Here is a 25,158-nt window from a genome sequence, read left to right on the forward strand (position 1 = left end):
GGGCCTTCGGGCCGTCCCCGCCCGTCGGATTGCGCCGCTTTACCGCGCCGCCCGTCTCGCCTACCATGGTTTCCGGACCCACTCATGGAAGCCTCCGGGGGGACATCATGTCCAGGCTGACCGCAAAAGACTTCGCGCCGGAACTGCTGGAACTCTACGACTTCTACGCGCACGGCCTGATCGACCGGCGCGAGTTCCTCGACCGGGCGTCCCGCTACGCCGCCGGCGCCCTGGGCGCGGCCTCGGTCCTGGCCGCCCTGTCGCCCGACTATGCGCTGGCCGAGCAGGTGTCCTTCACCGACCCGGGCATCCACGCCGAATACGTGACCTACCCCTCGCCCAGGGGCAACGGCGCGGTGCGCGCCTACCTGGCGCGGCCGGCCAAGGCGCCGGGCGACGTGCCCGGCGTCGTGGTGGTCCACGAGAACCGCGGCCTGAATCCCTACATCGAGGACGTCGCCCGGCGCCTGGCGAAGGCCGGCTTCATGGCGCTGGCGCCCGACGGCCTCAGTTCCAAGGGCGGCTATCCCGGCAACGACGACCGGGGCCGCGAACTGCAGCAGCAGGTCGATCCGGAAAAGCTGATGAACGATTTCTTCGCCGCGATCGAATTCCTGCCCTCCGTGGCCGGCGCGACCGGCAAGGTCGGCATCGTCGGCTTCTGCTACGGCGGCGGCGTCGCCAACGCGGCCACCGTCGCCTACCCCGAGCTGGCGGCGGCCGTGCCGTTCTACGGCATGCAGCCGCGCCCCGAGGACGTGCCCCGCATCCGGGCGCCCCTGCTGCTGCACTATGCCGGGCTGGACCAGCGCGTCAACGCCGGCTGGCCGGCCTACGAGGCCGCCCTGAAAGCCGACGGCAAGACCTACGAGGCCCACATCTACCCGGGCGTGAACCACGGCTTCCACAATGATTCGACCCCGCGCTACGACAGGGAAGCCGCCGAGCTGGCCTGGGGCCGCACCCTGGCCTGGTTCAGGCGCTGGCTGGCGTAGGGCGGTCCCGCGCGCCGCCTGCCTTGGATCCCGGGAGCGGTCTTCCGCGACGGCGGCGCCGCCACGGCCCACCGGCCGGACTACAGCGCTTCCGTCCGCGCCAGCAGCCAGTCCCGCGCCGCGCCGTCCACCAGGGGCAGCAGGCGCTCGCGCACGCGGGCATGATAAGCGTCCAGCCACGCGATCTCGTCGGCTGACAGCCGTTCGCGCACCACGCAGCGCGTGTCGATGGGGCACAGGGTGACGGTCTCGAATTCCAGGAAGGCGCCGAATTCGCTCCGCCCGGCCGGCACGGCCAGCACCAGATTTTCGATGCGGATGCCCCATTGCCCGTCGCGGTACAGGCCGGGCTCGTTGGAAGTCAGCATGCCGGCCTTCATGCCCTGGTGGGGCCGCGCGTGGCCGCGCACGGAAATCGACTGCGGACCTTCGTGGACGTTCAGGAAGTAGCCCACGCCGTGGCCGGTGCCGTGGCCGTAGTCCAGGCCCCGGCGCCACAGCGGCATGCGCGCCAGGGTGTCCAGCACGGAGGACGGCGTGTCTTCCGGGAAGCGCGCCCGCGCCAGGGCGATGTGGGCCTGCAGCACGGTGGTGTAGTCGGCGCGCTGCGCGTCCGAGGGCGCGCCGATGGGCACGACCCGGGTGATGTCGGTGGTGCCGCCCAGGTACTGCCCGCCGGAATCGATCAGCAGCAGGCCGTCGCCCTGGATGACCGCGTGGGACGATTCGGTGGCGCGGTAGTGCGGCATGGCGCCGTTGGCGTTGAAGCCGGCGATGGTGGCGAAGCTGAGGCTGACGAACCCCTGGCGCCGGGCGCGCGCCGCCGACAGGCGGGTATCGACGTCAATCTCGGTGATGCGTTCGCCCGCCGCCAGGGCGGCCTCGAACCAGGCGAAGAATTCGCACAGGGCGGCGCCGTCCTGGGCCATCGCGGCCCGGATGTTGTCGGCCTCGGCGGCGTTCTTGACGGATTTGAGCAGTTGGGACGGGTTGATCGCCTCGATGCGCCGCGCCTGGGGCGCGTGCGACAGCGTGCCCGCCGTGACCCGCGCCAGGTCCACCAGCAGGGCGGTGCCGGCCGGAAGGGCCGCCAGGTCGGCGGCCAGCGCGGCGTAATCGCGCAAGTCCACCCCGTCGGCCGCCAGGCGGCCGGCCAGTTCGCCGTCGATCTTGCCGGACGCCACATACAGGCGCACCCGGGCCGCGTCCAGCAGCGCGTGCGCCAGGAAGACCGGGTTGTAGTCCACGTCCGCGCCGCGCAGGTTCAGCAGCCAGGCAATGTCGTCCAGCGAGGACAGCAGGTGCCAGGCCGCACCGTGATCGCGCATCGCGGCCCGCACGGCGGCCAGGTTCTCGGCCCGCGCGCGGCAGGCATGCGGCGGCCGGTGCTCGAATACCTTGGCCGCGGGCAGGGCCGGCCGGCCGGTCCAGATGGCGCCGACCGGGTCCTGGTCCAGGATCAGGGCCATGCCGGCCTCTTCCAGGCCGGTTCGCCAGCGCCGTTCCGACGCCAGGTCCAGCACCCGGCCGTCGGCCCCGACCCGGTCGCCGCGCGCCAGATGCGCCAGCACCCAGTCCAGGGGATCCAGCACGTCCGGCGCGCCAGTCCGCATCAGCACGATCCCGGAGCCCCGCAGCTGGGCTTCGGCCTGGACCCAGTAGCGGCTGTCGGTCCACAGCCCGGCGAAGTCCGCCGTGACCAGCAGGCTACCCGCCGAGCCGTCGAAGCCCGACAGCCAGGCGCGCGCGGCCCAATGGTCCGGCAGGTATTCCGACAGGTGCGGATCGGCGGTCGGCACCAGGCAGGCGGCCAGGCCCGACCGCGCCATCTGCCCGCGCAGGGCTGCGACGCGCTCGGCGGGCGTCGCCGGGGAATGCGGCAAGGTCACGGCGATTTCCTTCAGGCGACGGCCGACACGTCCAGCCTGGCCGACGTCTTGGCGCGGATCTCGTCGACCGTCACGCCCGGGGCCAGTTCAGTCAGGCGCAGACCGCCGTCGGTGACTTCCATCACGCCCAGGTCGGTGATGATGAGGTTCACCACCCCCACCCCGGTCAGCGGCAGCGTGCATTCGGGCAGCAGCTTCAGGGACTCGGTGCCGTCCTTGGCCTTCGCGACATGTTCCATCAGCACCACGACCCTGCCCACGCCGGCCACCAGGTCCATGGCGCCGCCCATGCCCTTGATCATCTTGCCGGGAATCATCCAATTGGCCAGGTCGCCCTTTTCGGACACCTGCATGGCCCCCAGGATGGCCAGGTTGATCTTGCCGCCCCGGATCATGGCGAACGAATCCGCCGAGGCGAAGATCGAGGAGCCCGGCAGCGTCGTCACGGTCTGCTTGCCGGCGTTGATCAGGTCGGCGTCGACTTCGTCGTCCGTGGGGAAGGGGCCGATGCCCAGCAGGCCGTTTTCCGACTGCAGCCAGACTTCCATGCCCTGCGGCACGTAATTGGCGACCTTGGTGGGCAGGCCGATGCCCAGGTTGACGTAGTAGCCGTCCCGCAGTTCCTGCGCGGCGCGCGCCGCCATCTGTTCGCGATCCCAAGCCATGATCTGCCTCCTTATTGACGAATGGTGCGTTGTTCGATGCGCTTTTCGGGATGCGCGTTCAGGACGATGCGGTGCACGTAGATGCCCGGCAGATGGACTTCGTCCGGGTCGAACGCGCCGGTGGGCACGATTTCCTCGACCTCGACGATGGTGATGCGGCCCGCCATGGCGACGTTGGGATTGAAGTTGCGCGCCGTGCGGCGGAATTTCAGGTTGCCGCTGCGGTCGGCCTTCCAGGCCTTGACCAGGGACACGTCCGGCACCAGGGAGCGTTCCATGATGTAGGTGCGGCCGTCGATCTCGCGGGTTTCTTTACCCTCGGCCACCACGGTGCCCACGCCGGTGGCGGTGAAGAACGCCGGAATGCCGGCGCCGCCCGCGCGCAGCTTTTCGGCCAGCGTGCCCTGCGGCGTGAATTCCAGCTCCAGCTCTCCGGCCAGGTACTGGCGTTCGAATTCCTTGTTCTCGCCCACGTAGGACGCGATCATCTTGGTGATCTGGCGGGTGGACAGCAACTGCCCCAGGCCGAAGCCGTCGACCCCGGCGTTGTTGCTGACGCAGGTCAGGTTGCGCACGCCCGAATCCCGCAGGGCCGCGATCAGGGCTTCGGGGATGCCGCACAGCCCGAAACCGCCGACGGCGATCATCTGGTTGTCGGCCACGACGCCGCGCAGGGCGGCCTCGGCACTCTCGTAGACTTTATCCATACAACGGTTCCTTCGTAGATGAACAGAAATCGATGGCGCGTCAGGCGGCGAAACAGCGATCCAGCGCCTGCCGGTCGGCGTCGGTCCAGGGCAGGGGCCGGCCGGTGGCGGCGTCGGTGCACACCAGCACGTTGCGGCCGCGGGCATGCAGCGTCCCGGGGTCTCCGGCGTCCGCGACCCAGCAGTCCAGCTCGAGGCTGCTCCGCCCGACGCGCACGAGCTTCATGCCGACGACGACACGGGCAGGATACATCAGCGGTTTGAGAAAATCACACGAGGCGTGGGCCAGCACGCCGTAGCGGCCCGCGGCGCCGTCCAGTCCCATCGCGGCGAACAGCCGGACCCGGGCTTCCTCGAAGTAGGAGAAATAGACCGCGTTGTTGACGTGGCGCAGGGCGTCCATGTCGCCCCAGCGGACGTCGACCGGAGTTTCAAACGTCCCGGAGGCGGATTGCGTGGCGGAGGGGTCCGAAGGCATGAAGGGGCTCGCTCGTGGAATGACCGGATGGCCGCGGACGCTCCCGCCCGCGGCCGAGGTATGGTACCACCGCGATCCGCCGGTCCCCGCCCCGGCGCATGGCCTCAGCCGTAGAAGGCATGCAGCGAGCCAGGATCGAAATTCGCCCAGACGCGGTCCCCCGCGGCCAGTTCCGAAACGATCCGGTTGCCGAAGGGAATCCGGATCTTGACGGGCTCGTCCCGATCCGTGACGGAGCTCACTTCGACCATGTTGCCCAGGAAGGTCAGGTCCCGGATCGTCACGGGCACGCCGCATTCCTGCCGCGAGAGCGAGACGGAGATCCGTTCCGGCCGCAGCAGCAGCGACGGGCGGTCCGAGTCCGCGGAACGCCCCTGGACCGGGACGCCGTCGATGACGATGCCGTCGCAGATGGACAGCTTCGCCTTGTCCGCCGCCACGGAAAGGATGTCGGCCGCCAGGAAATTGCTGTCGCCGATGAAGCCCGCCACGAAGCGGGTCGCGGGCTCCGCATAGAGCTCCTGGCCGGTTCCGATCTGCTCGATCCTGCCCTGGCTGAAGACGGAAATGCGATCGGACAGGCGCAGGGCTTCCTCCTGGTCGTGGGTGACGTAGAGGATCGTGACGCCCGTTTCCTGGTGGATCCGCCGGATCTCGAACTGAAGCTCCTCGCGCAGCTTCTTGTCCAGGGCCGAAAGCGGCTCGTCCATCAGCAGCAGCGGCGGGTCGTAGACCAGCGCCCGCGCCAGCGCCACGCGCTGCTGCTGGCCGCCGGACATCAGCGCGGGCTTGCGGCCGGCGAAATCCTCGAGGTGGACGAGCTTGAGCGCCGCGTGGACCCGGTCCTCGATCTCGGATTTCGCGCAGCGGCGCACCCGCAGGGGAAAGGCCACGTTTTCCCCGACGCTCAGGTGCGGGAACAGCGTGTACCGCTGGAACACCATGCCGATGTTGCGCTTGTGGGAAGGCACCGGGAGCAGGCTCTCGCCGTCGAGCAGGATGTCGCCCTCGGTGGGGTCCTGGAATCCGGCCAGGATGTACAGGGTGGTCGACTTGCCGGACCCCGAGGGGCCCAGGAACGTCATGAACTCGCCCCGGGCGATGTCGAGCGTCACGTCCCTGATGGCGGTGAAGCCCCCGTAATCCTTGCGGATGCCCTGAATGCTCAAGAAAGGTCTAGTCATCTTTTTGCCTCTTGCGAAACACAAGCGGTGCGAAAATCAGCACGGAGGTGAGCGCCACCAGGATGGTCGAGACGGCGGCGACCACGGGGGTCAGGTCCTGCCTCAGGGTGGTCCATATCTTCACGGGCAGCGTCTGCAGGGTCGGGCTGGACATGAAGATCGCCAGGACCACCTCGTCCCAGGAGGCCAGGAAGGAGAAGACGGCGGCCGTGAACAGGCCGTGCCGGATGGACGGGACCGTGATCTTGAGCCGCGCCTCCCAGGGCGAGGCGCCGCACAGGATGGCGGCGTCCTCGATGGATTTGTCGAACCCGTCCAGCGCGCCGCTGATCGAGATGATGGAAAAGGGCAAGGCGACGAGCAGGTGCGCGATGACGAAACCGATGGTGGTGCCGGCCAGGCCCAGCTTCAGGAACAGGGCGTAGAGCGCCACGGCCAGCACGATCACGGGCAGGATCATGGGCGTCAGGAACAACGCGCGGATCTGTTCCCTGCCCGCGAACTCGCCCCGGTTCAGGCCCAGGGACGCCAGGAAGCCCAGGACGACGGAAAGCACGGTGACGATGACCGCGATCTTCAGGCTCGTCAGGGCGGTATACAGCCATCGCGGATCCGAGAACAGCTCGTAATACCATTTCAAGGTCCACGAGGGCGGCGGAAAGATCAGCCACTGCGAGGAACCGAACGAAAGCGCGGCGATGAAGACGATGGGCAGGATCAGGAACAGCAGCACCAGTCCCGTGACGAGGATCAGGAAATAGCGCAGGCCCCCCAGGCGGTTGAAATCCAGCAGCATGTCTAGCTCCTCTTGTCGACCTTCAGGTAACGCAGCTGCAGGAAGTACAGCCCCAGGGTCACGACCAGCAGGACGAACGCCGCGGCGCCGCCCAGCCCCCACTTGACCAGCGACTGGACCAGCTGGGCGATGAGTTCGGCGAGCATCATGCTCGACGCGCCGCCCAGCAGCGCCGGAGTGACGAAGTAGCCCAGGGACATCACGAAGACCATCAGCGCCCCGGCGGCGATGCCCGGCAGCGAAAGCGGCAGCAGCACGCGCGTGAAGCTCTGCCACTTGCCGGCCCCGCACAGCGCGGCGGCGCGCAGGATCGAAGCGTCGATCGACGAGATCACCCCCATGAGCGGCAGGATGATGAACGGCAGCATGATGTAGACCATGCCGATCGTCACGCCCGTGATGTTGTTCACCAGCGCCAGCGGACTGTCGATGATGCCCAGATTCATGAGGATCTTGTTGATGATGCCGGTGCGCTGCAGCAGCACCATCCAGGCGTAGGTCCGCGCCAGCAGGTTCGTCCACATCGAAAGGACGATGACCGCGAGCAGGAAGACCGCCCATCGCCTGGGCAGGATCGCCAGCGCCCAGGCGACCGGAAAGCCGACGACGACGGACACGATCGTCACGAGCGAGGCCACCAGGAAAGTGTTGGAGAACACCTTGAGGTAGGTGGTCGAACCGAAGAGCGTCGCGTAGTTCTCCAGCCCCGGGGCCGGTTCGAGGACGCTGCGCACCAGCAGCATCAGGACCGGAACGATGAAGAACAGCGCGATCAGCACGAGGGCCGGCGCAATGTAGGCGATGGGGCCAGAAGGAAGCGGTCTTTTCCCCGCTCCCCGCCCGCCGGCCCCGCCCGTCGAAATCGAAGAAACCATATGGCGTATCCCTGCCCCCGGATCCGGGCCGCCGCGGCGGCCCGGATCCAAATGTCATGCCGATCCCGTCATTGCGCCTGCCAGGCGTACCAGCGCGTCCCGATGTCGTCGCGATGCATGGCCCAGTACCCCAGGTTCGCGTTGACCTGCGTGGCGGCCTGCTTGTCCGGCAGGGTGTCGCGGACCTCCTTGGGCATCAGCGTGGGCGAGACCAGATTGATCGGCGCGTAGCCGGTGAGCTCGGCGAATTTCGCCTGCGAGGCCGCGCTGGTGGCGAAGGCGATGTATTTCATCGCCGCCGCCTTGTTCTTGGCCCCCTTGGGCACGACCAGCATGTCGGCGGCCGTGATGTTCTGGTCCCAGGACGTCTCGACGTTGACGCCCGTCTTCGTCAGCGCGGTCAGGCGGCCGTTCCAGAAGAACCCGTAGGGCGTCTCGGCCGAGGCGAGCAGCTGCTGGGATTGCGCCCCGCTGCTCCACCAGACGATGCTGGACTTGATGGTGTCCAGTTTCTTGAAGGCCCGGTCCAGGTCCAGCGGATAGAGCTTGTCGGCGGGGACGCCGTCGGCCAGCAGCGCGGCCTCGATGACGCCCGGGGCGGACCACTTGTAGAACGTCCGCTTGCCGGGGAATTTCGCCAGGTCGAACAGGTCGGCCCAGGTCTTCGGGCATGCCTTGACGGCATCCTTGTTGCAGCCGATGACGAAGGAATAGTAGAAGCTCCCGACCGCGTAATCGGTGACGAAGCGCGGGTCCAGGCGGCTCTTGTCGATCACGGAGAAGTCCAGTTTTTCCAGCATGCCCTCCATGCCGGCCCGGACCGCGTAATCGCCTTCGACGTCCACCACGTCCCAGGACACGTTGCCGGATTCGACCATGGCCTTGATCTTGCCGTAGTCGGTGGGGCCGTCCTGCAGGACGGAGATGTGCTGGGCCTTGGAAAAGCCGTCGGCCCAGATGCTCTTCTGGGCGTCCTGCGTGGTGCCGCCCCACGAAGTGAACACGAGAGAAGGTTCCGCGGCGAAACCGCTCGCGGAAAACGTCAATGCAAGGGCAAGGAAAAGCGGCCTGGTTTTCATGATTTGTCTCCTGTCTATTGATAATGGAATCATGGTTCGCGCGCCGGGGCGCCGGGTCGGCGCATGTCTTCTGCATCTACATCACGCAGCCTGCACGCCGTCCGGCACGACGACGATCTTTCCGAAGCATGAGCGTCCCTCCAGCTCGCGCATGGCATCCTGTATCCTGCTCAGCGGAAATACGGCATGGATCACCGGCGCGAACTCGGCGCCGGCCATGATCCCCAGCAACTGCCGCAGGTCTTCGGTCTTCCATCCGTCCGACCCCCGGATGTCCATTTCGCGCGTCCACAGATACCGCAGGTCGGTAGCCGCCTCGAAGCCGGTGGTCGCGCCGCAGCACATCAGCCGCCCGCCATGCTTCACGGACCGCAGGGACTGGGTCCAGGTGGCGGTTCCGGTGAAATCGACCACCATGTCGGCCCCCTGCTTGCCGGTCAGGTTCCAGACCTGCTTGCCGAATTGCCCGTCCGGTGCGACCACACACTCGTCGGCGCCGATCGTCCTCAGGCGCGCGGCCTTGTCCTCGCTGCTGGTGCAGGCGATGACGTGCGCGCCGGCCCGCGCGCCCAATTGGACGCAGGCGACCCCGACCCCGCCGCTGGCGCCCACGACCACCAGCGACTCGCCAGCCTGCAGCCGCCCCCGGCTGTGGAGCATGCGGTAGGCCGTGCCGTAGGCCGTGGGCAGGCAGGAATATTCGACGAAGCGCGCGGCTTCCGGCAGCGGCAGCAGGCCTTTCTCCGATACGACGACGTATTCGGAAAATCCGCCCCAGTAGGCCTCGCCCAGCATCTCGCCGTTCCAGAACGGGTCGATCAGGACCGGCGCCCCCGTCCGCAGGCCGGACACCTCGGGCCCGATCGCCTCGATCCAGCCCGCCACGTCGCACCCGCCGACGTGCGGCATCCGGATGACGCGGCCCGGCATCCCGTCGCGGATGAAGATGTCCAGCCGGCTGAGCGAGCACGCCGCGACCTTGACCAGGACCTCGCCCGCGCCGGGAACCGGCCGGGCCACTTCTTCCACCGACAGCGCCTCGGGGCCGCCGTGCTGGCGCATGACCGCCGCCTTCATGTTCTGTGCCATTTGCTCATCTCCATCCTCGTTCGGGGAACCGCTCGATGCCGCGCGCCGCGAGGCGGCTCACCGGCGCGTTCCCGGTTTGTCGATAAAACGCGCATGCGCCCGCCGGATGGCGGCCCCTCTCTGCTCCGAGTCCAGCAGCTCGGCGCGCCGCCGTTCCCAGTGCGCCCGATCGGCCCGCCCCGCCTCCAGGTCCGCCAGGAGCCGCTTCGTCGCCCGGACGGCGTCCGCCTGCCCCGCATCGAGCCGTTCCAGGTCCCGCAGCGCCGCGCCGACGGATTCGCCCTTGGGCACGACCCTGGAAAACAGGCCGGCGCGGCGGGCCTCGTGATCGTCGAACCGCTCGCCCGCCAGCAGCAGGCGCCGGACGGTGTCGCGCGGATAGGACCGTCCGATACGCTCGACCGCCGCCGGGTTGTAAAGGATCCCCAGGCGCACGGCGGGGATCTGCACGAAGCCGCCGGCGCCCGCGATCCGGTAGTCGCACGCCAGCGCGATGTCGGCGGCGGCGCCCATGCACGGCCCCTCGATCGCGGCGACGACGATCCGGTCCGAGGCCAGGATCGCGGCGACGACGGCGGACACCGCCTCGTCGTAGCCGAGATCCTCGCTCGTGCCCTTCAGCTCGCGGAAATCCCCCCCCGCGCTGAAGCAGTCCGCGCCGCCCGTCAGCACGATGCCCAGCACGTTCGCGTCGACATGCCCGATGGCCTCGGACAGGCCGGCCAGCATGCCGCGGGACAAGGCGTTCCTGGATGCGGGATCGTTCATCTCCAGCACCAGGACCGTTCCCCGGACCGTTCTTTCAACGAGATTTGCGCGCATGAGCTTGCCCCAGGGGTCTCAGGTCCACATCGAATCCAGCGGGCCGCGATCGAATCCGACCGCTTCCTCCAAGTCCTGCGCGGCATCCAGCAGCAGCCGCTCCTCTCCGGCCCTGGCCACGATCTGCGCGCTCACCGGCAGGCCGCCGGACAGGCCGCACGGCACCGCCGCCGCCGCGACCCCGCCCACGTTGAACGGCGCGGTGAACGGGAACGCCCCCCACAGCCGGTCCACGGCGACGCCGCGGATGAACTTCGGCCGTTCCCCCAGCGGAAAGGGCGGCACGGCCGTCGCGGGGGTCAGCACGATGTCGTAGCGGTCGAAGAACGCGGCGAGGCGGGCGCGGAATTCCAGCAGCAGCGCGCGGGCGCGCCGGACGTCGTCGGGGTCCAGCGCGACGGCGGCCTCGAGAGCGGATCGCTCGTAGCGGGTGAGCCTTTCCGGACAGAGCTTCAGGAGATGCCCCCGTTCGCGATGTTCCTCTTCGAGGACCAATGGTCCGAAAATATCACCCCAGCCCTGGATCGGAGGATGATCTTCCTCAAGGGAATGTCCCAGCTCCTCGAAAACCCTGGCGGCGCGTTCCACCACGGCCGCCACGCCCGGATCGACCGGCCGGTTCTCGGGCGCCGGGCAGTAGCAGACGCGCAGGGGCCGTGTATCCGCCCCGCGCTCGAAGCGGGCGTCGGCCAGCACGCCCAGGAGGATCCGCGCATCGGCCACGGACCGGGCCATCGGCCCGGCGCTGACGAATTCCGTCATGCCGCGAAAGCCGTGTTCGTCCCCGCACAGGCCGGGCGACGGCTTGAGGCCGAAAATCCCCGAGAAGGCCGCGGGAATGCGCACCGACCCGCCGCCGTCGGACCCCACGGCGACCGTGGCGAGCCGGGCCGCGACCGCGGCCGCCGACCCGCCGCTCGAACCCCCGGCGGTCCGGGCGAGGTCCCAGGGGGTCGCGGTATCCGGCCCCAGCAGATTGTCGGTCGTCGCGGACTGGCCGAATTCCGCCGTATTGGTCTTGCCCAGGAAGACGGCGCCGGCGGCGCGCAGGCGGCGCACCAGGCCGGAATCGCCCTTGGCGACCAGGCCCCGGTACACGTCCGAGCCCAGGGTGGTCCGGACCCCCGCGACGTGGAAGGCGTCCTTGATGGCGACCGGAATGCCGGCCAGCGCGGCGTCCGCCTTCCCCGACGCGTAGGCGCGCTCGGCCTCTCTCGCCTGTTCGAGCGCCAGGTCGCGGGTGGTCTCGACGTAGGCATGCAATGCGCCGTCGTGCCGCTCGATGCGCTCGAAGAAGGCCTCGGCCACCTCGACCGGGCTCAGCGAGCGGTCCCGGTACGACCCGGCCAGTTCCGCGATCGAGAGCAGGCTGACGTCCTTAGCCATGAGGATGGACTCCGCCGCTGATGCCGTAGACCTCGCCCGTGATGTACCCGGCCTTGTCCGACAGGAGGAACGACACCAGCGAGGCCACATCCTCGGGCCGCCCGACCCGGCCCACGAGGGACCGGTTCTCGGCATAGCCGTCGAAGAATTCGGCCGGATAGATCTTGCGCAGGAAATCGTTGTAGATCAGGCCCGGCGTGATGGCGTTGACGCGGATGCCGTGCCGGCCGTTCTCGGCCGCGGCGACGCGCGTCAGGGCCAGCACGCCCGCCTTGGCGGCGGAATAGGCCGCGCCGTGCTCGGTCGACGTTTCGTAGGCCGCGATCGAGCTGATGTTCACGATCGCCCCGCCGCTCCGCTCGATCATCGCGGGCAGGATGTGGCGCATCGTCAGGAACGTCCCCGTCAGGTCGATGTCCAGGCAGCGCCGCCAGTCCGCCAGCGCCAGTTCCGCCACGGGCGCGATGGTGGACCAGCCGGCGTTGTTGACCAGCGCGTCGATGCGGCCCTTCTCGTCCAGCACTTGCGCGACGCACCGCTCGACCATGTCGGCGTCGCCGACGTCGAGGGGAACGGCCAGGAACGGACGCCCGTATTGCTCCGAGAGCTGCTGCGCGAACTCGCGGCAGCGGCGCTCGTGCGCATCCGTGATCACCACGTCGTAGCCATCGTCCGCGAGCTGCCGGGCGATCGCGCTGCCGATGCCCGCGCCGGACGCGGCGGTTATGAATGCCACCTTGCTTTCAACCATTTCATCATCTCCTTGAGATCGAACCGTTTTCGTGCGCAACGGCCGGGAGTCCCGATCGCCATGCCCGCATGGAAAGAGAAAGAGCCGCCCGTGGCTTCAATCGGCCAGGGCCTGGCGCAGGGCCCGCGTCACCGCGTCGGGGTTGTCCACGTTCATCAAGTGCCCGGCGTCGGGTATCGCCATGAATTCGGCGCCCGGCAAGGCTTCCAGGAGGATCGTCGCCGCCTTTTGCGGGCAGAACCTGTCGTGTTCGGCGCCGATCACCACGACGGGCGTCTCGATCCGCGACAGGCGCGGCGTCAGCGGCTCGGCGTGCAGGCCCATCATGGCCCTGGCGGCATTGACGTAGCCCCGGCCGTCCCCGACGGCCGCGAGGCGCGCGGCGACGATCCGGTCCAGGGAATCCCGTGCCCGGAAAAGCCCCGCCTCGGTATCGGCGCGCATGGCGTCCCTGAACGCGGCCGAGCCGGTGTCGGCGGCCTGCGCGATCCGTTCCTCGTAGAACTGGACGGCCAGGCGCCCGACAACCGACGAGGTCCCCAGCACGACCGATTTCCTCACCAGGTCCGGACGCTCGGCGGCCGCCCAGAGCGCGATGGCGCCTCCCAGCGAGAACCCGACGACGGTGGCGGGCCCGGAGACCTGCCCGATGAAGGCCAGCAGGTCGTTCCCAAGCTGCGCCAGCGTGCCGTCGCACTGCCCGAGGGTCGTCATGCCGTGCCCGCGCAGGTCGCAGGCGAAACTCCGGTACCGGCCGCCGAGGGCCCGCTGCTGCGCACGCCAGGTGTGGAGATCTTCGGCCAGGCCGTGGATGAACACGACCGGATCCCCGGCCCCTTCCACGGTGTACGCCACGTCGATGTCGTTGATGATCGCCCGATTCATTTTCATGGCCTCTTCTCAGCCGAACACAGCCTTGCCGCCGCCCAGGACCACCGCGCCCTTGGAAAGGGTCCGGAAGTGGATCCCGTCGTCCCGCCGTCCGGACGCCACCGCCAGGGAATCCCCGGGCAGCACCGGCGCCGTGAGCCGGGCCTCCAGGTAGCGGAGATCGGCCGGATGGACGCCATGCTGGCGGGCGACGACGCGCGCCGAGATCCCGAGGGTGCACAGGCCATGCAGGATCGGCCGGGGGAACCCGTTGGCGCGGGCGACCTCGGGGTCGATGTGGACGGGATGCAGGTCGCCCGTCAGGCGGTACAGGGCCGCCAATTCGGGGCTCGTCCCCGTTTCCGTGGCCTGCGTGAACGCCTCGTCCGCCGCCGCGGGGGCCGACGGCCCCCGGTCCCCGCCCCAGCCGCCCATGCCGGGCAGGAAGATGGTGTAGGTCGCGGTGAAGAATTCCGAGTCGACCTCGACCTCGATCAGGGCCGCCTTGCCCTTGTCGAAGACGCGGGCCACCCCGCCGTGCATCTCGATGTTTCCGGATGCCGGCAGCGGCCGATGGACGTGGATCTTCTGGGCCACGTGCAGGGACGCCTTGGGATCGTAGGCGCCGAGCCGGCCGGCGGACTCGACGGCCCACAGCCCCAGCGCGCAGCCGAACGTCGGCAGGACGCGCAGGTCGCGTTCGTAGACCAGGTCGAGCTCCGAGGCGGCCGCCCCCACGGCGAGCGCGTACAGGATCGCCTTGTTCGCGTCGTACGCAGACACGTGGGCGCCGAGGTCCTTCCCGGCCAATTGAGCAAGATCGTTGGGCATGGCTGTTTCCGGTGGCTTTGCGCGGGATCGTCCGGGGCCGGACGCTACTTGACCCATTCCTGGACTTCGACGAGCACGCCGTAGCAGCTCGCCGGATGGATGAACACGATCCTCACCTCGGAGAAGACTTCCCCGTGGTATTCGTAGTTCTTCAGAACGTAGGGTTCGTCGCGCGTGAGCCGGACGCCCTTGGCCTTGAAATGCGCGATCGCCTCTTCCAGGTTGCGGGTCCTCACGCAGATTTCGTGGATGCCCTCGCCGCGCTTCTCGATCGCCTGGGACAGGGGGCCGGTGCCGGTGGAGTCGGCGACGATGGCGATCCGTTCATTGCCGATCCAGACCCCCCGCTGGATCAGCTCGATGCCTTCCAGGGGCTCGGAGGCCAGGCCGTCCGCGGGCGCAGCGAAGATTTCGCTGAGCCTGTCGGTCGCCTTGTCCAGGTCCTTCACGGCGATGACGATTTCCTGCATGCTGTAGAACAACGGCTTCATCACTGTCTCCCTATTCTCTCGGGTTGGTATCAAGATAGAACTCGTTCAGCGACCGGCGCCGCGGGACTCGATGGCTTCCCAGAGCGCGATCAATTCTTTTTTCACGACCTTGCCGAAGCCGCTTCTGGGCAGCCGATCGACGAAATACACCCGGCTGGGCACCTTGTTGCGCGAAAGCCGGCTCTGGCAGAACGCCCGGACGTCCGCTTCGGCGGGCGCCCGCCCGCCATCGGCCGCCACCACCATCGCCACCAGGTCCTGGCCCAGGATCGGATCCGGAATGGCCAGGACCGCCGCGTCGGCCAGGTCCTCGTGGCCCAGGAGCACTTCTTCGACCTCGGCCGGATAGAACTTGAATCCGCCCCGGTTGATGCGATCGCTCTTGCGGCCGGTGATCCGCAGCAGGCCGTCTTCCTCGCCCACGAAGCCGATGTCCTCGGTGTGCACCCAGCCATCCGCGTCGATGCGCCTGGCCGTCTCCGCCTCGTTCAGGTAGTAGCCCACCATCTGTCCCGGAGCCCGCAGGAGCACCTCGCCGGATTCCCCGGGCGCGCACGGCTTGCCGCTCTCGTCGACGACGGCGAGCTCGGTCGGCCAGACCGGTTTGCCGATGGCCGTGGGGTCGAGGTCCATGTCCCGGCCGAAATTGAGCGTCTGCCCGACCATCGTTTCATTCAAGGCGTACCAGTTGGCGACGGCGGCGCGCGGCCAGCGCTCCCGCATCGACCGGTAGAGCGCCGCGGTCATGGGCGCGCCGCTCGCGGTCATGACCTGGACCCGGGCGTTCCTGGAATCGTCGCTCGCCGGACGCTGGCACATCATGGCGTAGTGGGCCGGGGCGCCCGCGTAGATCGTCGTGCCGGCGAGCGCCATTTCCCTTTCCTCGGCCTCGGGGTCGAACCGGCGGCCCCGGTAGCTCAGGGGGCATCCGGCCAGCACCGCCGCGTACAGCGTGTTGACGATGCTGGTGGGCAGATAGGCGGGCACGGGCGACTGGATCGCGTCGTCCGGCCCCACGGGCCGCCCGCCGCGGGGCGCGGCGAACACGCCGTTGACCATTCTTTCGGCCAGCTGGACGCAGCCGCCGTGCGTGATCATCGCGGCCTTCGGGCGCCCGGTCGTTCCGGACGTGAAGGCGAGCAGCGCGCAATCGTCCGGCCCGGGACGCGCGCCGCCGGACGGGACCGCAGCCGCGGGACGGTCCTTCCCGTCCTCCACGGAAGCGACGAGGCCGAAAGCATCTCCCTGGGCGGCGAACAGCAGCAAGTCCAGAGGATCGCCCCCCGCCGGCAGGCCATCCGGGACGAATTCACGCAATTCCTCGTCCTTGCGGGACGACAGCAGCCCCCGGCTGACGATCACGGCGGTCGCCGCGACATCCTGGGCGAACCGCCTGACTTCCGCCACGCTGAGCCGGTCGTCCAGCGGAGCGACGATGCAGCCGCTGTCCAGGACCCCGTGCTGCGCGGCGACCACCTTGCGGGCATCGGCCGTATCGACCCAGACCAGGACCGGGGTATTGGGCCGATAGGCGCCGGATCGCCGGATCAGCGCGGCGACGGCCCGGGCGTCGGCCAGCCATTCCCCGAAGCTCAGGCTGCCCACGGGCGACCTGACGGCGATCGCATCCGGCGTCGCCTGGGCCCGCTTTTCGAGGAGCTCCGGCAGGGTCAGCTTCCCCGCGCTCCCGAAATCCAGGGTCTTCAGGAATTCATTGATTTCCGTACGGTTCACGTTTCACCCCGGCGATCACTTGCGGTCCGTCAGAAGATCGACCAGAAGCGCCCATTCCGCGGGCCAGCTTTCCGGCGTCGTGTAGTCCGCTTCGCTGCGGATGCGGTCGACGTGGCTCGCCACGTCCTCGACCGTCAGGGCGCCCTGATCGACGGGATGCTTGAAGAAGCCCGGGGTGCGCCCGACGAAGATCCGGGCGACCGAACCGGAGCCGGCCGACCAGGTCTCGCCGGACCAGGGGCATTCGCGCGCCGCGAAATAGCCCACCACGGGCGCCACCAGCTCGGGGACGACCATGTCCTCGCTGACCTGGTGGTACTGGGGCATCTCGACGTCCTCGGTGAGCTGCGTGGAAGCCATGGGGGCGACGGCGTTCACCCGGATGCCGTGCCTGGCGCCTTCGAGCTTGAGCACCTGCAGGAGTCCGAACACGCCGCCCTTGGCGGCCGCGTAGGGCGCGATGCCCCCGTTGCCGAAGAGCGCCACCCCGGACGTGGTGAACACGATCCGGCCGTACTGCTGCCGGACCATCTGCTGATAGCACGGCTGCGTCACGTTGAAGGCCCCCCACACGTGCACGTCGAAGATCGGCGCGGCATCGGCGAGGTCGAGCTTGTTGAACGACGTGAGCGAGATGTTCCCGGCGTTGTTGACGAGGATGTCGATGCGCCCGTACGTGGACAGGGCCAGGTCGGCGATCGCCTGCCCCCCTTCGCGCGTGGCGACCGAGGAGGTGTCCGCCACGGCCTCGCCCCCCTGCTCGCGGATTTCCCGGGCGGTGAGTTCCGCCGAACTGACAGGCGCGCCGTCGGGCCCCTGCCGCATGCCGATGTCGTTCACCACGACCCGGGCGCCCCGCGCGGCCAGCAGCCTGGCGTACGCCCGGCCCAGCCCGCTGCCCGCGCCGGTCACGATCGCGACCTGGCCCTCGTAGCGGAAATTCGTATCCGACAACCCACTTGATTGATGTACCATGTCTCCATCCTTGCTAGCCGAATTTTTTCTTGTATGTCCATACTCTAAGTGACGCTGCGCTAAAAAGCAATAGTGACGTCACTTTTTTTAAAAAACAGGAAATGCTGAAAAAAGCCCCGGAACCGAACCTCCCCCAGCCCACGACCCCGAAGGGGCGGGCGACCCTGGCCCGCATCCTGTCGAGCGGAAGAGAAATCTTCGGCGAAGCCGGCTACGTCTCGATGCGCATGAGCGATCTGGCGGAAAGGGCCCGGCTGTCGATGGGCGCCCTGTACCGCTATTTCGACAACAAGGACGACGTCTTCCTGGCGATCATCCACGACATCCACAACGAGCTGTACGCCGCCAGCCGGCCCGGCGAACGCCAGATCTTCCGCGACCGCCCCGGCGAGGCGATCCTCGAATCCAACCGCGGCTACCTGGGCCACTACCGCAACCACCGCAAGGTGATGCGGGCATTCATCGAGGCGACCATGGTGGACCAGCGCTACGACGACATGTGGTGGTACATGCGCGAGCGCCACATCGTCCGCGTCGCCACGGCGCTGGAGCGCGACCACGGCATCACCGAGATCAACGGCATGCCGGCGCGCACTTCCCTGGAGGCCCTGGCCTCGATGACGGAACAGTCCGCCTACGTCTGGTACGCGCATCCCGACACCGCGGCGGACATGCTGCCGGTGGACGACGCGGCGCGCATCGTCAGCGAAATCTGGTGCTGCACCCTCTTTTCCCGGAACATGGCGGATCACCGGCGCTGAACGCGGCGGGTTCTGCAATACAATGGCCCGCAACATGGCGGGGTCCGGCCTCGCCAGGATATTCTGAACAAGTCGAGCGGAAAGCGGGCGCCGCGGGGACTTGTCCAGAGTATCTCAACGCTCATCAAGCAACGGGGATGCACCCATGACTGAACGTGAATCGATGGAATACGACGTCGTCGTCGTCGGAGGCGGGCCGGCCGGGCTTTCGGCGGCGATCCGCCTGAAGCAGCTGGCCGCCGAACGCGGCCAGGACGTCAGCGTCTGCGTACTGGAAAAGGCCGCCGAGATCGGCGCCCATATCCTGTCGGGCGCCGTGATGGATCCCCAGGCCCTGAACGAGCTCATCCCCGACTGGAAGGAACGCGGCGCCCCGCTGGACGTGGCCGTCTCGGACGACCGGTTCCTGTTTCTGACCGAATCGGGCGCGCGCGCCACCCCGGCCTGGCTGCTGCCGGACTGTTTCAAGAACCACGGCAACTACATCGTGCGACTGGGCCACGTCACCCGCTGGCTGGGCGAGCAGGCCGAGGCCCTGGGCGTGGACGTGTTCCCCGGCTTCGCCGCCGCGCAGATCCTCTACACGGAATCCGGCGCCGTGCGCGGCGTGCTGACCGGCGACATGGGCGTGGCGCGCGACGGCAGCCACACCGACGCCTACCAGCCCGGCATGGAGCTGCTGGCGCGCTACACGATCTTCGCCGAGGGCTCGCGCGGCCACCTGGGCCGCCAACTGATCGAAAAGTACCGCCTGGACGCCGGCCGCGACCCGCAGAGCTACGCCATCGGCATCAAGGAACTGTGGGAAGTCGATCCGGCGCAGTCGCGCCCCGGCATGGTCATGCACACCGCCGGCTGGCCGCTGGATTCGGACACCTACGGCGGCTCCTTCCTGTATCACCTGAATGACAACCTGGTGGCCGTGGGCCTGGTCGTGGGCCTGGACTACGCCAATCCATGGCTCTCTCCCTTCGAGGAATTCCAGCGCTACAAGACCCATCCGGCGATCCGCGCCACCTTCGAGGGCGGCAAGCGCATCGCCTATGGCGCGCGTTCGCTGACGGCCGGCGGCCTGCTGTCGCTGCCCAAGCTCTGCTTCCCCGGCGGCGCGCTGGTGGGCTGCGAGGCCGGCATGCTGAACGCATCCCGCATCAAGGGCAGCCATTCGGCCATCAAGTCCGGCGCCCTGGCCGCCGAGGCCGCCTTCGACGCCCTGGCCGCGGGCCGCGGCCACGACGAACTGACCGCCTACCCGGCCGCCTTCGAGCGTTCCTGGCTGCACGCCGAGCTGAACAAGTCGCGCAACTTCAAGCAGTGGTTCAAAAAGGGCCGCACCGTCGGCACGCTGATGACCGGCATCGAGCAATGGCTGTTCAAGGGCAGGATGCCCTGGACCATCCACCGCACCAAACCCGACCACGCCTGTCTGCAGCCGGCGGCCGAATGCGCGCGCATCGACTACCCGAAGCCCGACGGCAAGCTGACCTTCGACCGCCTCAGCTCGGTGTTCATCTCCAACACCAACCACGACGAGAACGAGCCCGTCCACCTGACGCTGAAGGACGACACGGTGCCGGTGAAGGTCAACCTGGCGAAATTCGGCGGCCCGGAGGCGCGCTTCTGCCCCGCCGGGGTGTACGAGTTCGTCAAGACCGAGACCGGCGAGGACCGCCTGCAGATCAACGCCCAGAACTGCGTCCACTGCAAGACCTGCGACATCAAGGACCCGACGCAGAACATCGTCTGGGTGACACCCCAGGGCGGCGAGGGGCCGGTCTACAACGGCATGTAAAATGCGCTCCGGGCGCCGCCGCGCGGCGCCCGGTTCCGATCACGCAGGCCCGCCGGGCGGGAGCCCATCGCCGATGGATATCACTTTCGCCACCAAGTTCCTGGGCGCCCTGTTCGCCATCATGAACCCGTTCATCACCCTGCCGCTGTTCCTGGCGGTCACGGCCACCAAGACCGTGGCCGAACAGCGCAGCCAGGCGGTGGCGATCGTGATCTACACTGCGGCGATGTGCATCGTCATCTCGCTGGCGGGCAGCCACATCATCCGCTTCTTCGGCGTCAGCCTGGATTCCTTCCGCGTCGCCGGCGGCCTGGTGCTGAGCGGCATCGCGCTGTCCATGCTCAACGGCCAGCCGATCACATCCCACGAGCGCGCCACCCAGGAAAAGAACGTCGGCGGCCTGGCCGCCCGCGCCGAGGTCGAGGACAACCCCGCGTTCTATCCCCTGACCTTTCCCATGATCGTCGGCCCCGGCACCATCGCCACGCTGATCATCTACGGGGCCCAGGCGCGCCAGTCGGCGCAATACCTGGGGTTCGGCATCGTGCTGGTGGCGGTGCTGGCCTCGCTGTTCGTGGTGCTGTATTTCGCCGCCTCGATCGGCAAGCTGCTTTCGACCAAGATGCGCGTCATCATGGCCCGCGTGATGGGCATGATCCTGGCGGCCATCGCCGTGGAAATGACCTTCGCGGGCGCCAAGGCGATGCTGCCGGGGCTGGCGCACTAGGGCCCGCGCCGGGACCGGCGCGCGCTAAGCCGCAGGCGGCGTCCCGGTGCCGCCGCCCAAGGCGCGCTGCATCAGCACCGTATCCACCCACTGGCCCAGCTTGAAGCCGACCCCGGTCAGGATCCCGACGTGGCGGAACCCGCAGTTCTGGTGGAGGATGATCGAACTGGTATTGGCGCGGTCGCCGATCACCGCGATCATCTGGCGCCACGGCCCGGCTTCGCACCGCGCGATCAGGGCGCGCAGCAGCGCGCTTCCCACGCCTTTGCCATCCATGCCGTCTTCGACATAGACGGAATTTTCGATGGCGTACCGATAGGCGGGACGCGCGCGGTAGGCCGTCGCGCAGCAGTAGCCCACCACCCTGCCGCCCACTTCGGCCACCAGATAGGGCAGGCCGCTCCGGATGACCGCGTCTCGCCGGTCCGCCATTTCACCGGCCGAGGGCGGGATTTCCTCGAACGTCGAGATCCCGTTGAGCACGTGGTGCGCGTAAATGGCCTGGATGACCGCGATGTCTTCCCTGGCCGCGTCCCGCACCCGGATCCCGCCGTCCGGGCCGGAAGCGTTCGATTCGAGCATTTGATTCATTCCATCGTTCCGTCGTCTTGAACAACCGGCGCCTGCGGCCAGTGGCCGCGCGCCGCCGAAGCATCATATTGCATTGTCTCATCCCGGACACCGGGAACGGCCCGGCGGCAAAAAAGGCCCCCACGCCGCGCCTTCGGCTTGCTGCCCCCCAAGGGGGCGCTTTTTGCCTTGGGACGGCCCGGCGGCAAAAAAAGCCCCCACGCCGCGCCTTCGGCTTGCTGCCCCCCAAGGGGGCGCTTTTTGCCTTGGGACGGCCCGGCGGCAAAAAAGGGGCGGGAATGCATTCCCGCCCCTTCGGCTGTGTCCGGCGCTCTGGATCACAGGGCGCCTTTCAACACGCTTTACCTCACCTGGGACAACTGGTCCAGGATGCCGGGATTCTCCAGCGTGGAGACGTCCTGGGTGATGGGTTCGCCCTTGGCGACCACGCGCAGCAGGCGGCGCATGATCTTGCCCGAGCGCGTCTTGGGCAGGTTTTCGCCGAAGCGGATCTCGCGCGGCTTGGCGATGGGGCCGATTTCCTTGGCCACCCAGTCGCGCAGCTGCTTGGCCACGGCGGCGGCCTGGTCGCCCTGGGGCAGCGGGCCGTTGAGCACCACGAAGGCCACTACGGCCTCGCCGGTCGTGTCGTCCGGGCGGCCGACCACTGCGGCCTCGGCCACCATCTCGTGCGCCACCAGGGCCGATTCGACCTCCATCGTACCCAGGCGGTGGCCCGAGACGTTCAGCACGTCGTCGATGCGGCCCATGATCCAGAAATAGCCGTCCTTGTCGCGCTGCGCGCCGTCGCCCGCCAGGTAGTAGCCCTTGAGCTCCTCCGGGAAGTAGGTCTTCTTGAAGCGTTCCGGATCGCCCCAGATGGTGCGGATCATCGAGGGCCACGGACGGCGGATCACCAGGAAGCCACCCCTGCCGCGCTCGACCTCCTCGCCGGTCTCGTCGACGATGGCGGCGTCGATGCCCGGCAGCGGCAGCGTGCAGGAGCCCGGCTTCAGCGGGGTGACGCCCGGCAGCGGCGTGATCATGTGCGCGCCGGTTTCCGTCTGCCACCAGGTGTCGATCACCGGGCAGCGCTGGCCGCCGACGTTGTTGTAGTACCAGACCCAGGCCTCGGGGTTGATGGGCTCGCCCACCGAGCCGATGATGCGCAGGGTGCTCAGGTCGAAGGACTTGGGATGGACCTTGGGATCGGCCTCGGACAGCTTGGTCAGCGAACGGATGGCCGTCGGCGCCGTATAGAAGACCGTGACCTTGTGTTCCTGGATCATCTTCCAGAAGCGCCCGGCGTCCGGATAGGTCGGCACGCCCTCGAAGACCACCTGGGTCACGCCGGCCGCCAGCGGGCCGTAGGTGACGTAGGAGTGGCCCGTCACCCAGCCCACGTCGGCCGTGCACCAGAACACGTCCGTCGGCTTGGCATCGAAGGTCCATTTCATGGTCATCAGCGACCACAGCAGGAAGCCGGCGCTGGAATGCTGCACGCCCTTGGGCTTGCCGGTGGAGCCGGACGTGTACAGGATGAACAGCGGATGGTCGGAGTCGACCGGCACCGGCGGGCAGTCGGCGGACTGGCCCTGGACGACGTCGTGCCACCACAGGTCGCGGTCGGCGTTCCACTGGACGCTGGTGCCGGCGCGCTTGTAGGTGATGACCTTGCGCACGGCATCGCAGCCGCCCATGGCGAGGGCCTCGTCCACGGCGTCCTTCAGCGCGATGGCCTTGCCGCCGCGGAACTGCGCGTCGGCGGTGATCACCAGCGAAGCGCCGACGTCGACGGTGCGCTCATGGATGCTCTTGGACGAGAAGCCGCCGAACACCACGGAATGGATGATGCCCAGGCGGGCGCAGGCCTGCATGGCGACCACGGCCTCGATCGACATGGGCAGGTAGATGATGGCGCGCTCGCCGGCCTGGTAGCCCAGGGACTTCAGGGCGTTGGCGAATTGCGAAACCCGCGCGTGCAGTTCCTTGTAGGTGACCTTGGTGACCTTGCCGTCGTCGGCCTCGAAGATGATGGCGGTGCGGTTCTCAGTCGGGGTGCCCAGGTGCTTGTCCAGGCAGTTGGCCGAGACGTTCATCTGGCCGTCGGGATACCACTTGTAGAACGGCGCCTTGGATTCGTCCAGCACCTGGGTGAATGGCTTGGCCCAGACCAGGTTTTCGTTGGCCAGCCTGGCCCAGAAGGCGTCGGGATCGCGCTTGGCTTCGTCGCACAGGGCCTGGTAGCCCTCCATCCCCGACACATTGGCCTGCTTGACGAGGTCCGCAGGCGGCGGAAACACCCGGTTTTCCACCAATATGGATTCAATCTCCGTGGTCATGGCTCGCTCCTGAGTTTAGTGATGCGTTCACTTTATGTTTGAATTTTGCAACCGTACCGCACGATACTTACTCGACACTGACAAATGCTACCCGCCCTCTCCGGTGGGTGCCGGGGGCGCGCCCGCGTCACGGGCGCGCATGCCGCGTTCGAAATCCAGGCGCCCCAGCAGCGCCAGCCCCGCCAGGAAGAACAGGCCGGTCGCCAGCAGGGCGGCGCGGTGATTGCCCTCCGTGGTCCAGACGAGCACGCCGTAGGACAGCGGCCCGATGACGGCCGCCAGTTGCACGGCGAAGGTCCACAGGGCGAAGAATTCCGCCGGGCGGCTGGCCGGCGCCAGCACCCCGACCATGGCCCGGCCCGCGCTCTGGCTGGTCCCCATGCACAGCCCGGCCAGCGCGGCGGCCGACCAGAACACCGGCAGCGATCGGGCCGAGGCCGCGAGCAGCACCATGGCGATCCAGCCCAGCAGGGTCAGGGCCAGGGCCCTGCGGTGCCCGATGCGGTCCTGCAGGTAGCCGAAGCCGAAGGCCCCGGCGGCGGCGCAGATGTTCACCAGGAACACCAGCAGCATGGTCTGGCGCATGCCGAAGCCCATGACCTCGGTGGCATAGACGGCCGACAGCGTGATCACCACCGTGATCCCCGCCTGGTAGCAGGCGATGCACAGCAGGAGGCGGCGGAAGTCGGGGAAATCGCGGCGGGTCTCGCGCCACGCCGCCCGCAGCTGGGCCAGCATCGCGACCGGTTCCCGGCCGGCGCCGGCGCCGGGTTCGCGCAGCCACAGGAACGACGGCAGCGCCGCCGCCGCGAACAGGGCGGCCGTCAGCCCCATGATCCAGGGGACGTAGGTCTGGGCCCGCAGGCCGCCGGATTCCGCCGCGGCCGCCACCCACAGCGCCAGGCCCAGGGCCAGCATGCCGCCGAAATAACCGAAGCTCCAGCCCCAGCCGGACACCCGCCCCATGGCCTCGGGCCGGGCCAGCCCCGGCAGGAATGACGCCACCGTCGATTCGCCGATGCAATAGCAGACGTTCGACAGCGCCAGCCACAGCAGGCCCCAGGCGATGTCGCCCGGCCCCACGCTGGCCAGCGCCGCCGTGGCCAGCACGCACCCGGCGGTGCTGGCGAACAGCAGCCGGCGGTGGCCGGCGCGGGCGTCCGCCCGTGCGCCCAGGCCCGGCATCCACAGCATCACCGTCAGGTAGGACAGGGACAGGGCCGCCGTCAGCGCCAGGGTGCCCCAGCTTTTTCCGGCCGCCACCACGCCCACGAAATAGGCGTTGAACACCGTCGTCAGCACCACGGTGGTGTAGCCGGAATTGGCGAAGTCGTACATCGCCCAGGACC

The 25,158-nt window shown here is 68.4% G+C and carries 24 protein-coding genes; 4 read left to right on the forward strand and 20 right to left on the reverse strand.

What is annotated here, in order from left to right; translation table 11 throughout:
- The first annotated feature begins 107 nt into the window (after window positions 1-107).
- Window positions 108-995: a YghX family hydrolase gene (yghX, locus tag ACFO27_RS01350; RefSeq protein ID WP_376815673.1), complete on the forward strand. Its 888-nt coding sequence runs from the start codon at window positions 108-110 to the stop codon at window positions 993-995.
- Between the two features lie 80 nt (window positions 996-1,075).
- On the opposite strand, the gene ACFO27_RS01355 is transcribed toward yghX, so the two are convergent.
- The 17 genes from ACFO27_RS01355 to ACFO27_RS01435 form a co-directional block, all read right to left on the reverse strand.
- Window positions 1,076-2,890 carry an aminopeptidase P family protein gene (locus tag ACFO27_RS01355; RefSeq protein ID WP_376816371.1) on the reverse strand — a complete coding sequence of 605 codons (1,815 nt, stop codon included), beginning with the start codon at window positions 2,888-2,890 and terminating at the stop codon, window positions 1,076-1,078.
- A 5-nt stretch (window positions 2,891-2,895) separates the two neighbouring features.
- Complete coding sequence (locus ACFO27_RS01360; RefSeq protein ID WP_376815674.1) at window positions 2,896-3,549, reverse strand: CoA transferase subunit B; 654 nt, start codon at window positions 3,547-3,549, stop codon at window positions 2,896-2,898.
- An 11-nt stretch (window positions 3,550-3,560) separates the two neighbouring features.
- Complete coding sequence (locus ACFO27_RS01365) at window positions 3,561-4,256, reverse strand: CoA transferase subunit A (protein WP_323026505.1); 696 nt, start codon at window positions 4,254-4,256, stop codon at window positions 3,561-3,563.
- Window positions 4,257-4,296: 40 nt separating this feature from the next.
- Window positions 4,297-4,734 carry an acyl-CoA thioesterase gene (locus tag ACFO27_RS01370; RefSeq protein WP_376815675.1) on the reverse strand — a complete coding sequence of 146 codons (438 nt, stop codon included), beginning with the start codon at window positions 4,732-4,734 and terminating at the stop codon, window positions 4,297-4,299.
- Window positions 4,735-4,838: 104 nt separating this feature from the next.
- Complete coding sequence (locus ACFO27_RS01375) at window positions 4,839-5,918, reverse strand: ABC transporter ATP-binding protein (RefSeq protein WP_376815676.1); 1,080 nt, start codon at window positions 5,916-5,918, stop codon at window positions 4,839-4,841.
- Entirely contained in the window at window positions 5,911-6,714 is an 804-nt protein-coding gene (locus ACFO27_RS01380; RefSeq protein ID WP_376815677.1) for an ABC transporter permease, read from the reverse strand. Before ACFO27_RS01380 ends, ACFO27_RS01375 begins: the two co-directional genes overlap by 8 nt.
- A gap of 2 nt (window positions 6,715-6,716) precedes the next feature.
- Window positions 6,717-7,457, reverse strand: a complete 741-nt coding sequence (locus tag ACFO27_RS01385) for an ABC transporter permease (protein WP_376816372.1) — start codon at window positions 7,455-7,457, stop codon at window positions 6,717-6,719.
- Window positions 7,458-7,657: 200 nt separating this feature from the next.
- The gene (locus tag ACFO27_RS01390) at window positions 7,658-8,686 is read right to left on the reverse strand and encodes an ABC transporter substrate-binding protein (RefSeq protein ID WP_376816373.1); all 1,029 of its coding nucleotides are present in this window, start codon (window positions 8,684-8,686) and stop codon (window positions 7,658-7,660) included.
- 63 nt (window positions 8,687-8,749) lie between these two features.
- Entirely contained in the window at window positions 8,750-9,757 is a 1,008-nt protein-coding gene (locus tag ACFO27_RS01395; protein ID WP_376815678.1) for a zinc-binding dehydrogenase, read from the reverse strand.
- A gap of 57 nt (window positions 9,758-9,814) precedes the next feature.
- The gene (locus ACFO27_RS01400; RefSeq protein ID WP_376815679.1) at window positions 9,815-10,579 is read right to left on the reverse strand and encodes an enoyl-CoA hydratase/isomerase family protein; all 765 of its coding nucleotides are present in this window, start codon (window positions 10,577-10,579) and stop codon (window positions 9,815-9,817) included.
- A gap of 18 nt (window positions 10,580-10,597) precedes the next feature.
- A complete protein-coding gene (locus ACFO27_RS01405) occupies window positions 10,598-11,965 on the reverse strand; it encodes an amidase (protein WP_376815680.1) in 1,368 nt (455 codons plus the stop codon).
- A complete protein-coding gene (locus ACFO27_RS01410) occupies window positions 11,958-12,716 on the reverse strand; it encodes an SDR family NAD(P)-dependent oxidoreductase (RefSeq protein ID WP_376815681.1) in 759 nt (252 codons plus the stop codon). The genes ACFO27_RS01405 and ACFO27_RS01410 overlap by 8 nt, the downstream gene beginning before the upstream one ends.
- Window positions 12,717-12,812: 96 nt before the next feature.
- The gene (locus ACFO27_RS01415) at window positions 12,813-13,607 is read right to left on the reverse strand and encodes an alpha/beta fold hydrolase (RefSeq protein WP_376815682.1); all 795 of its coding nucleotides are present in this window, start codon (window positions 13,605-13,607) and stop codon (window positions 12,813-12,815) included.
- Between the two features lie 9 nt (window positions 13,608-13,616).
- Window positions 13,617-14,417 carry a MaoC/PaaZ C-terminal domain-containing protein gene (locus ACFO27_RS01420; RefSeq protein ID WP_376815683.1) on the reverse strand — a complete coding sequence of 267 codons (801 nt, stop codon included), beginning with the start codon at window positions 14,415-14,417 and terminating at the stop codon, window positions 13,617-13,619.
- Between the two features lie 44 nt (window positions 14,418-14,461).
- Complete coding sequence (locus tag ACFO27_RS01425; RefSeq protein ID WP_323026494.1) at window positions 14,462-14,908, reverse strand: VOC family protein; 447 nt, start codon at window positions 14,906-14,908, stop codon at window positions 14,462-14,464.
- A 45-nt stretch (window positions 14,909-14,953) separates the two neighbouring features.
- The gene (locus tag ACFO27_RS01430; RefSeq protein WP_376815684.1) at window positions 14,954-16,642 is read right to left on the reverse strand and encodes a class I adenylate-forming enzyme family protein; all 1,689 of its coding nucleotides are present in this window, start codon (window positions 16,640-16,642) and stop codon (window positions 14,954-14,956) included.
- Between the two features lie 15 nt (window positions 16,643-16,657).
- Entirely contained in the window at window positions 16,658-17,617 is a 960-nt protein-coding gene (locus ACFO27_RS01435) for an SDR family NAD(P)-dependent oxidoreductase (RefSeq protein ID WP_376815685.1), read from the reverse strand.
- A 101-nt stretch (window positions 17,618-17,718) separates the two neighbouring features.
- Here ACFO27_RS01435 and ACFO27_RS01440 point away from each other — a divergent pair, with 101 nt between their 5' ends.
- From ACFO27_RS01440 to ACFO27_RS01450, 3 genes are all read left to right on the forward strand, one after another.
- Entirely contained in the window at window positions 17,719-18,378 is a 660-nt protein-coding gene (locus tag ACFO27_RS01440; protein WP_323026491.1) for a TetR/AcrR family transcriptional regulator, read from the forward strand.
- Between the two features lie 145 nt (window positions 18,379-18,523).
- Complete coding sequence (locus tag ACFO27_RS01445; protein WP_376815686.1) at window positions 18,524-20,170, forward strand: electron transfer flavoprotein-ubiquinone oxidoreductase; 1,647 nt, start codon at window positions 18,524-18,526, stop codon at window positions 20,168-20,170.
- Window positions 20,171-20,243: 73 nt separating this feature from the next.
- A complete protein-coding gene (locus ACFO27_RS01450) occupies window positions 20,244-20,897 on the forward strand; it encodes a MarC family protein (protein ID WP_323026489.1) in 654 nt (217 codons plus the stop codon).
- A 24-nt stretch (window positions 20,898-20,921) separates the two neighbouring features.
- Here the strand turns inward: ACFO27_RS01450 and ACFO27_RS01455 are convergent, their stop codons facing one another.
- The 3 genes from ACFO27_RS01455 to ACFO27_RS01465 all read right to left on the reverse strand — a co-directional run bounded on the left by ACFO27_RS01455 (window position 20,922) and on the right by ACFO27_RS01465 (window position 25,147).
- Window positions 20,922-21,479, reverse strand: coding sequence for a GNAT family N-acetyltransferase (locus ACFO27_RS01455; protein WP_376815687.1), 558 nt, complete (start codon window positions 21,477-21,479; stop codon window positions 20,922-20,924).
- 350 nt (window positions 21,480-21,829) lie between these two features.
- Window positions 21,830-23,809: an acetate--CoA ligase gene (acs, locus tag ACFO27_RS01460; RefSeq protein WP_376815688.1), complete on the reverse strand. Its 1,980-nt coding sequence runs from the start codon at window positions 23,807-23,809 to the stop codon at window positions 21,830-21,832.
- Between the two features lie 87 nt (window positions 23,810-23,896).
- Window positions 23,897-25,147 (reverse strand): MFS transporter, encoded by a 1,251-nt coding sequence (locus ACFO27_RS01465; protein WP_376815689.1) that lies wholly within the window; start codon window positions 25,145-25,147, stop codon window positions 23,897-23,899.
- Between the last annotated feature and the right edge of the window lie 11 nt (window positions 25,148-25,158).

Origin of the sequence: Castellaniella denitrificans, from assembly GCF_042653765.1 — a bacterium.
GTDB classification, from domain to species: domain Bacteria; phylum Pseudomonadota; class Gammaproteobacteria; order Burkholderiales; family Burkholderiaceae_B; genus Castellaniella; species Castellaniella denitrificans.

Bases quoted from the DNA above. Each gene is read 5' to 3' on its own strand.
- ACFO27_RS01385 (WP_376816372.1), bottom strand. From the start codon at position 7,457: ATGCTGCTGGTGCGCAGCGTCCTCGAACCGGCCCCGGGGCTGGAGAAC.
- ACFO27_RS01440 (WP_323026491.1), top strand. From the start codon at position 17,719: ATGCTGAAAAAAGCCCCGGAACCGAACCTCCCCCAGCCCACGACCCCG.
- ACFO27_RS01420 (WP_376815683.1), bottom strand. From the start codon at position 14,417: ATGCCCAACGATCTTGCTCAATTGGCCGGGAAGGACCTCGGCGCCCAC.
- ACFO27_RS01435 (WP_376815685.1), bottom strand. From the start codon at position 17,617: ATGGTACATCAATCAAGTGGGTTGTCGGATACGAATTTCCGCTACGAG.
- ACFO27_RS01450 (WP_323026489.1), top strand. From the start codon at position 20,244: ATGGATATCACTTTCGCCACCAAGTTCCTGGGCGCCCTGTTCGCCATC.
- acs (WP_376815688.1), bottom strand. From the start codon at position 23,809: ATGACCACGGAGATTGAATCCATATTGGTGGAAAACCGGGTGTTTCCG.
- ACFO27_RS01415 (WP_376815682.1), bottom strand. From the start codon at position 13,607: ATGAAAATGAATCGGGCGATCATCAACGACATCGACGTGGCGTACACC.
- ACFO27_RS01370 (WP_376815675.1), bottom strand. From the start codon at position 4,734: ATGCCTTCGGACCCCTCCGCCACGCAATCCGCCTCCGGGACGTTTGAA.
- ACFO27_RS01410 (WP_376815681.1), bottom strand. From the start codon at position 12,716: ATGGTTGAAAGCAAGGTGGCATTCATAACCGCCGCGTCCGGCGCGGGC.
- ACFO27_RS01400 (WP_376815679.1), bottom strand. From the start codon at position 10,579: ATGCGCGCAAATCTCGTTGAAAGAACGGTCCGGGGAACGGTCCTGGTG.
- ACFO27_RS01465 (WP_376815689.1), bottom strand. From the start codon at position 25,147: ATGTACGACTTCGCCAATTCCGGCTACACCACCGTGGTGCTGACGACG.
- ACFO27_RS01455 (WP_376815687.1), bottom strand. From the start codon at position 21,479: ATGCTCGAATCGAACGCTTCCGGCCCGGACGGCGGGATCCGGGTGCGG.
- yghX (WP_376815673.1), top strand. From the start codon at position 108: ATGTCCAGGCTGACCGCAAAAGACTTCGCGCCGGAACTGCTGGAACTC.
- ACFO27_RS01380 (WP_376815677.1), bottom strand. From the start codon at position 6,714: ATGCTGCTGGATTTCAACCGCCTGGGGGGCCTGCGCTATTTCCTGATC.
- ACFO27_RS01445 (WP_376815686.1), top strand. From the start codon at position 18,524: ATGACTGAACGTGAATCGATGGAATACGACGTCGTCGTCGTCGGAGGC.
- ACFO27_RS01395 (WP_376815678.1), bottom strand. From the start codon at position 9,757: ATGGCACAGAACATGAAGGCGGCGGTCATGCGCCAGCACGGCGGCCCC.
- ACFO27_RS01365 (WP_323026505.1), bottom strand. From the start codon at position 4,256: ATGGATAAAGTCTACGAGAGTGCCGAGGCCGCCCTGCGCGGCGTCGTG.
- ACFO27_RS01425 (WP_323026494.1), bottom strand. From the start codon at position 14,908: ATGAAGCCGTTGTTCTACAGCATGCAGGAAATCGTCATCGCCGTGAAG.
- ACFO27_RS01405 (WP_376815680.1), bottom strand. From the start codon at position 11,965: ATGGCTAAGGACGTCAGCCTGCTCTCGATCGCGGAACTGGCCGGGTCG.
- ACFO27_RS01375 (WP_376815676.1), bottom strand. From the start codon at position 5,918: ATGACTAGACCTTTCTTGAGCATTCAGGGCATCCGCAAGGATTACGGG.
- ACFO27_RS01360 (WP_376815674.1), bottom strand. From the start codon at position 3,549: ATGGCTTGGGATCGCGAACAGATGGCGGCGCGCGCCGCGCAGGAACTG.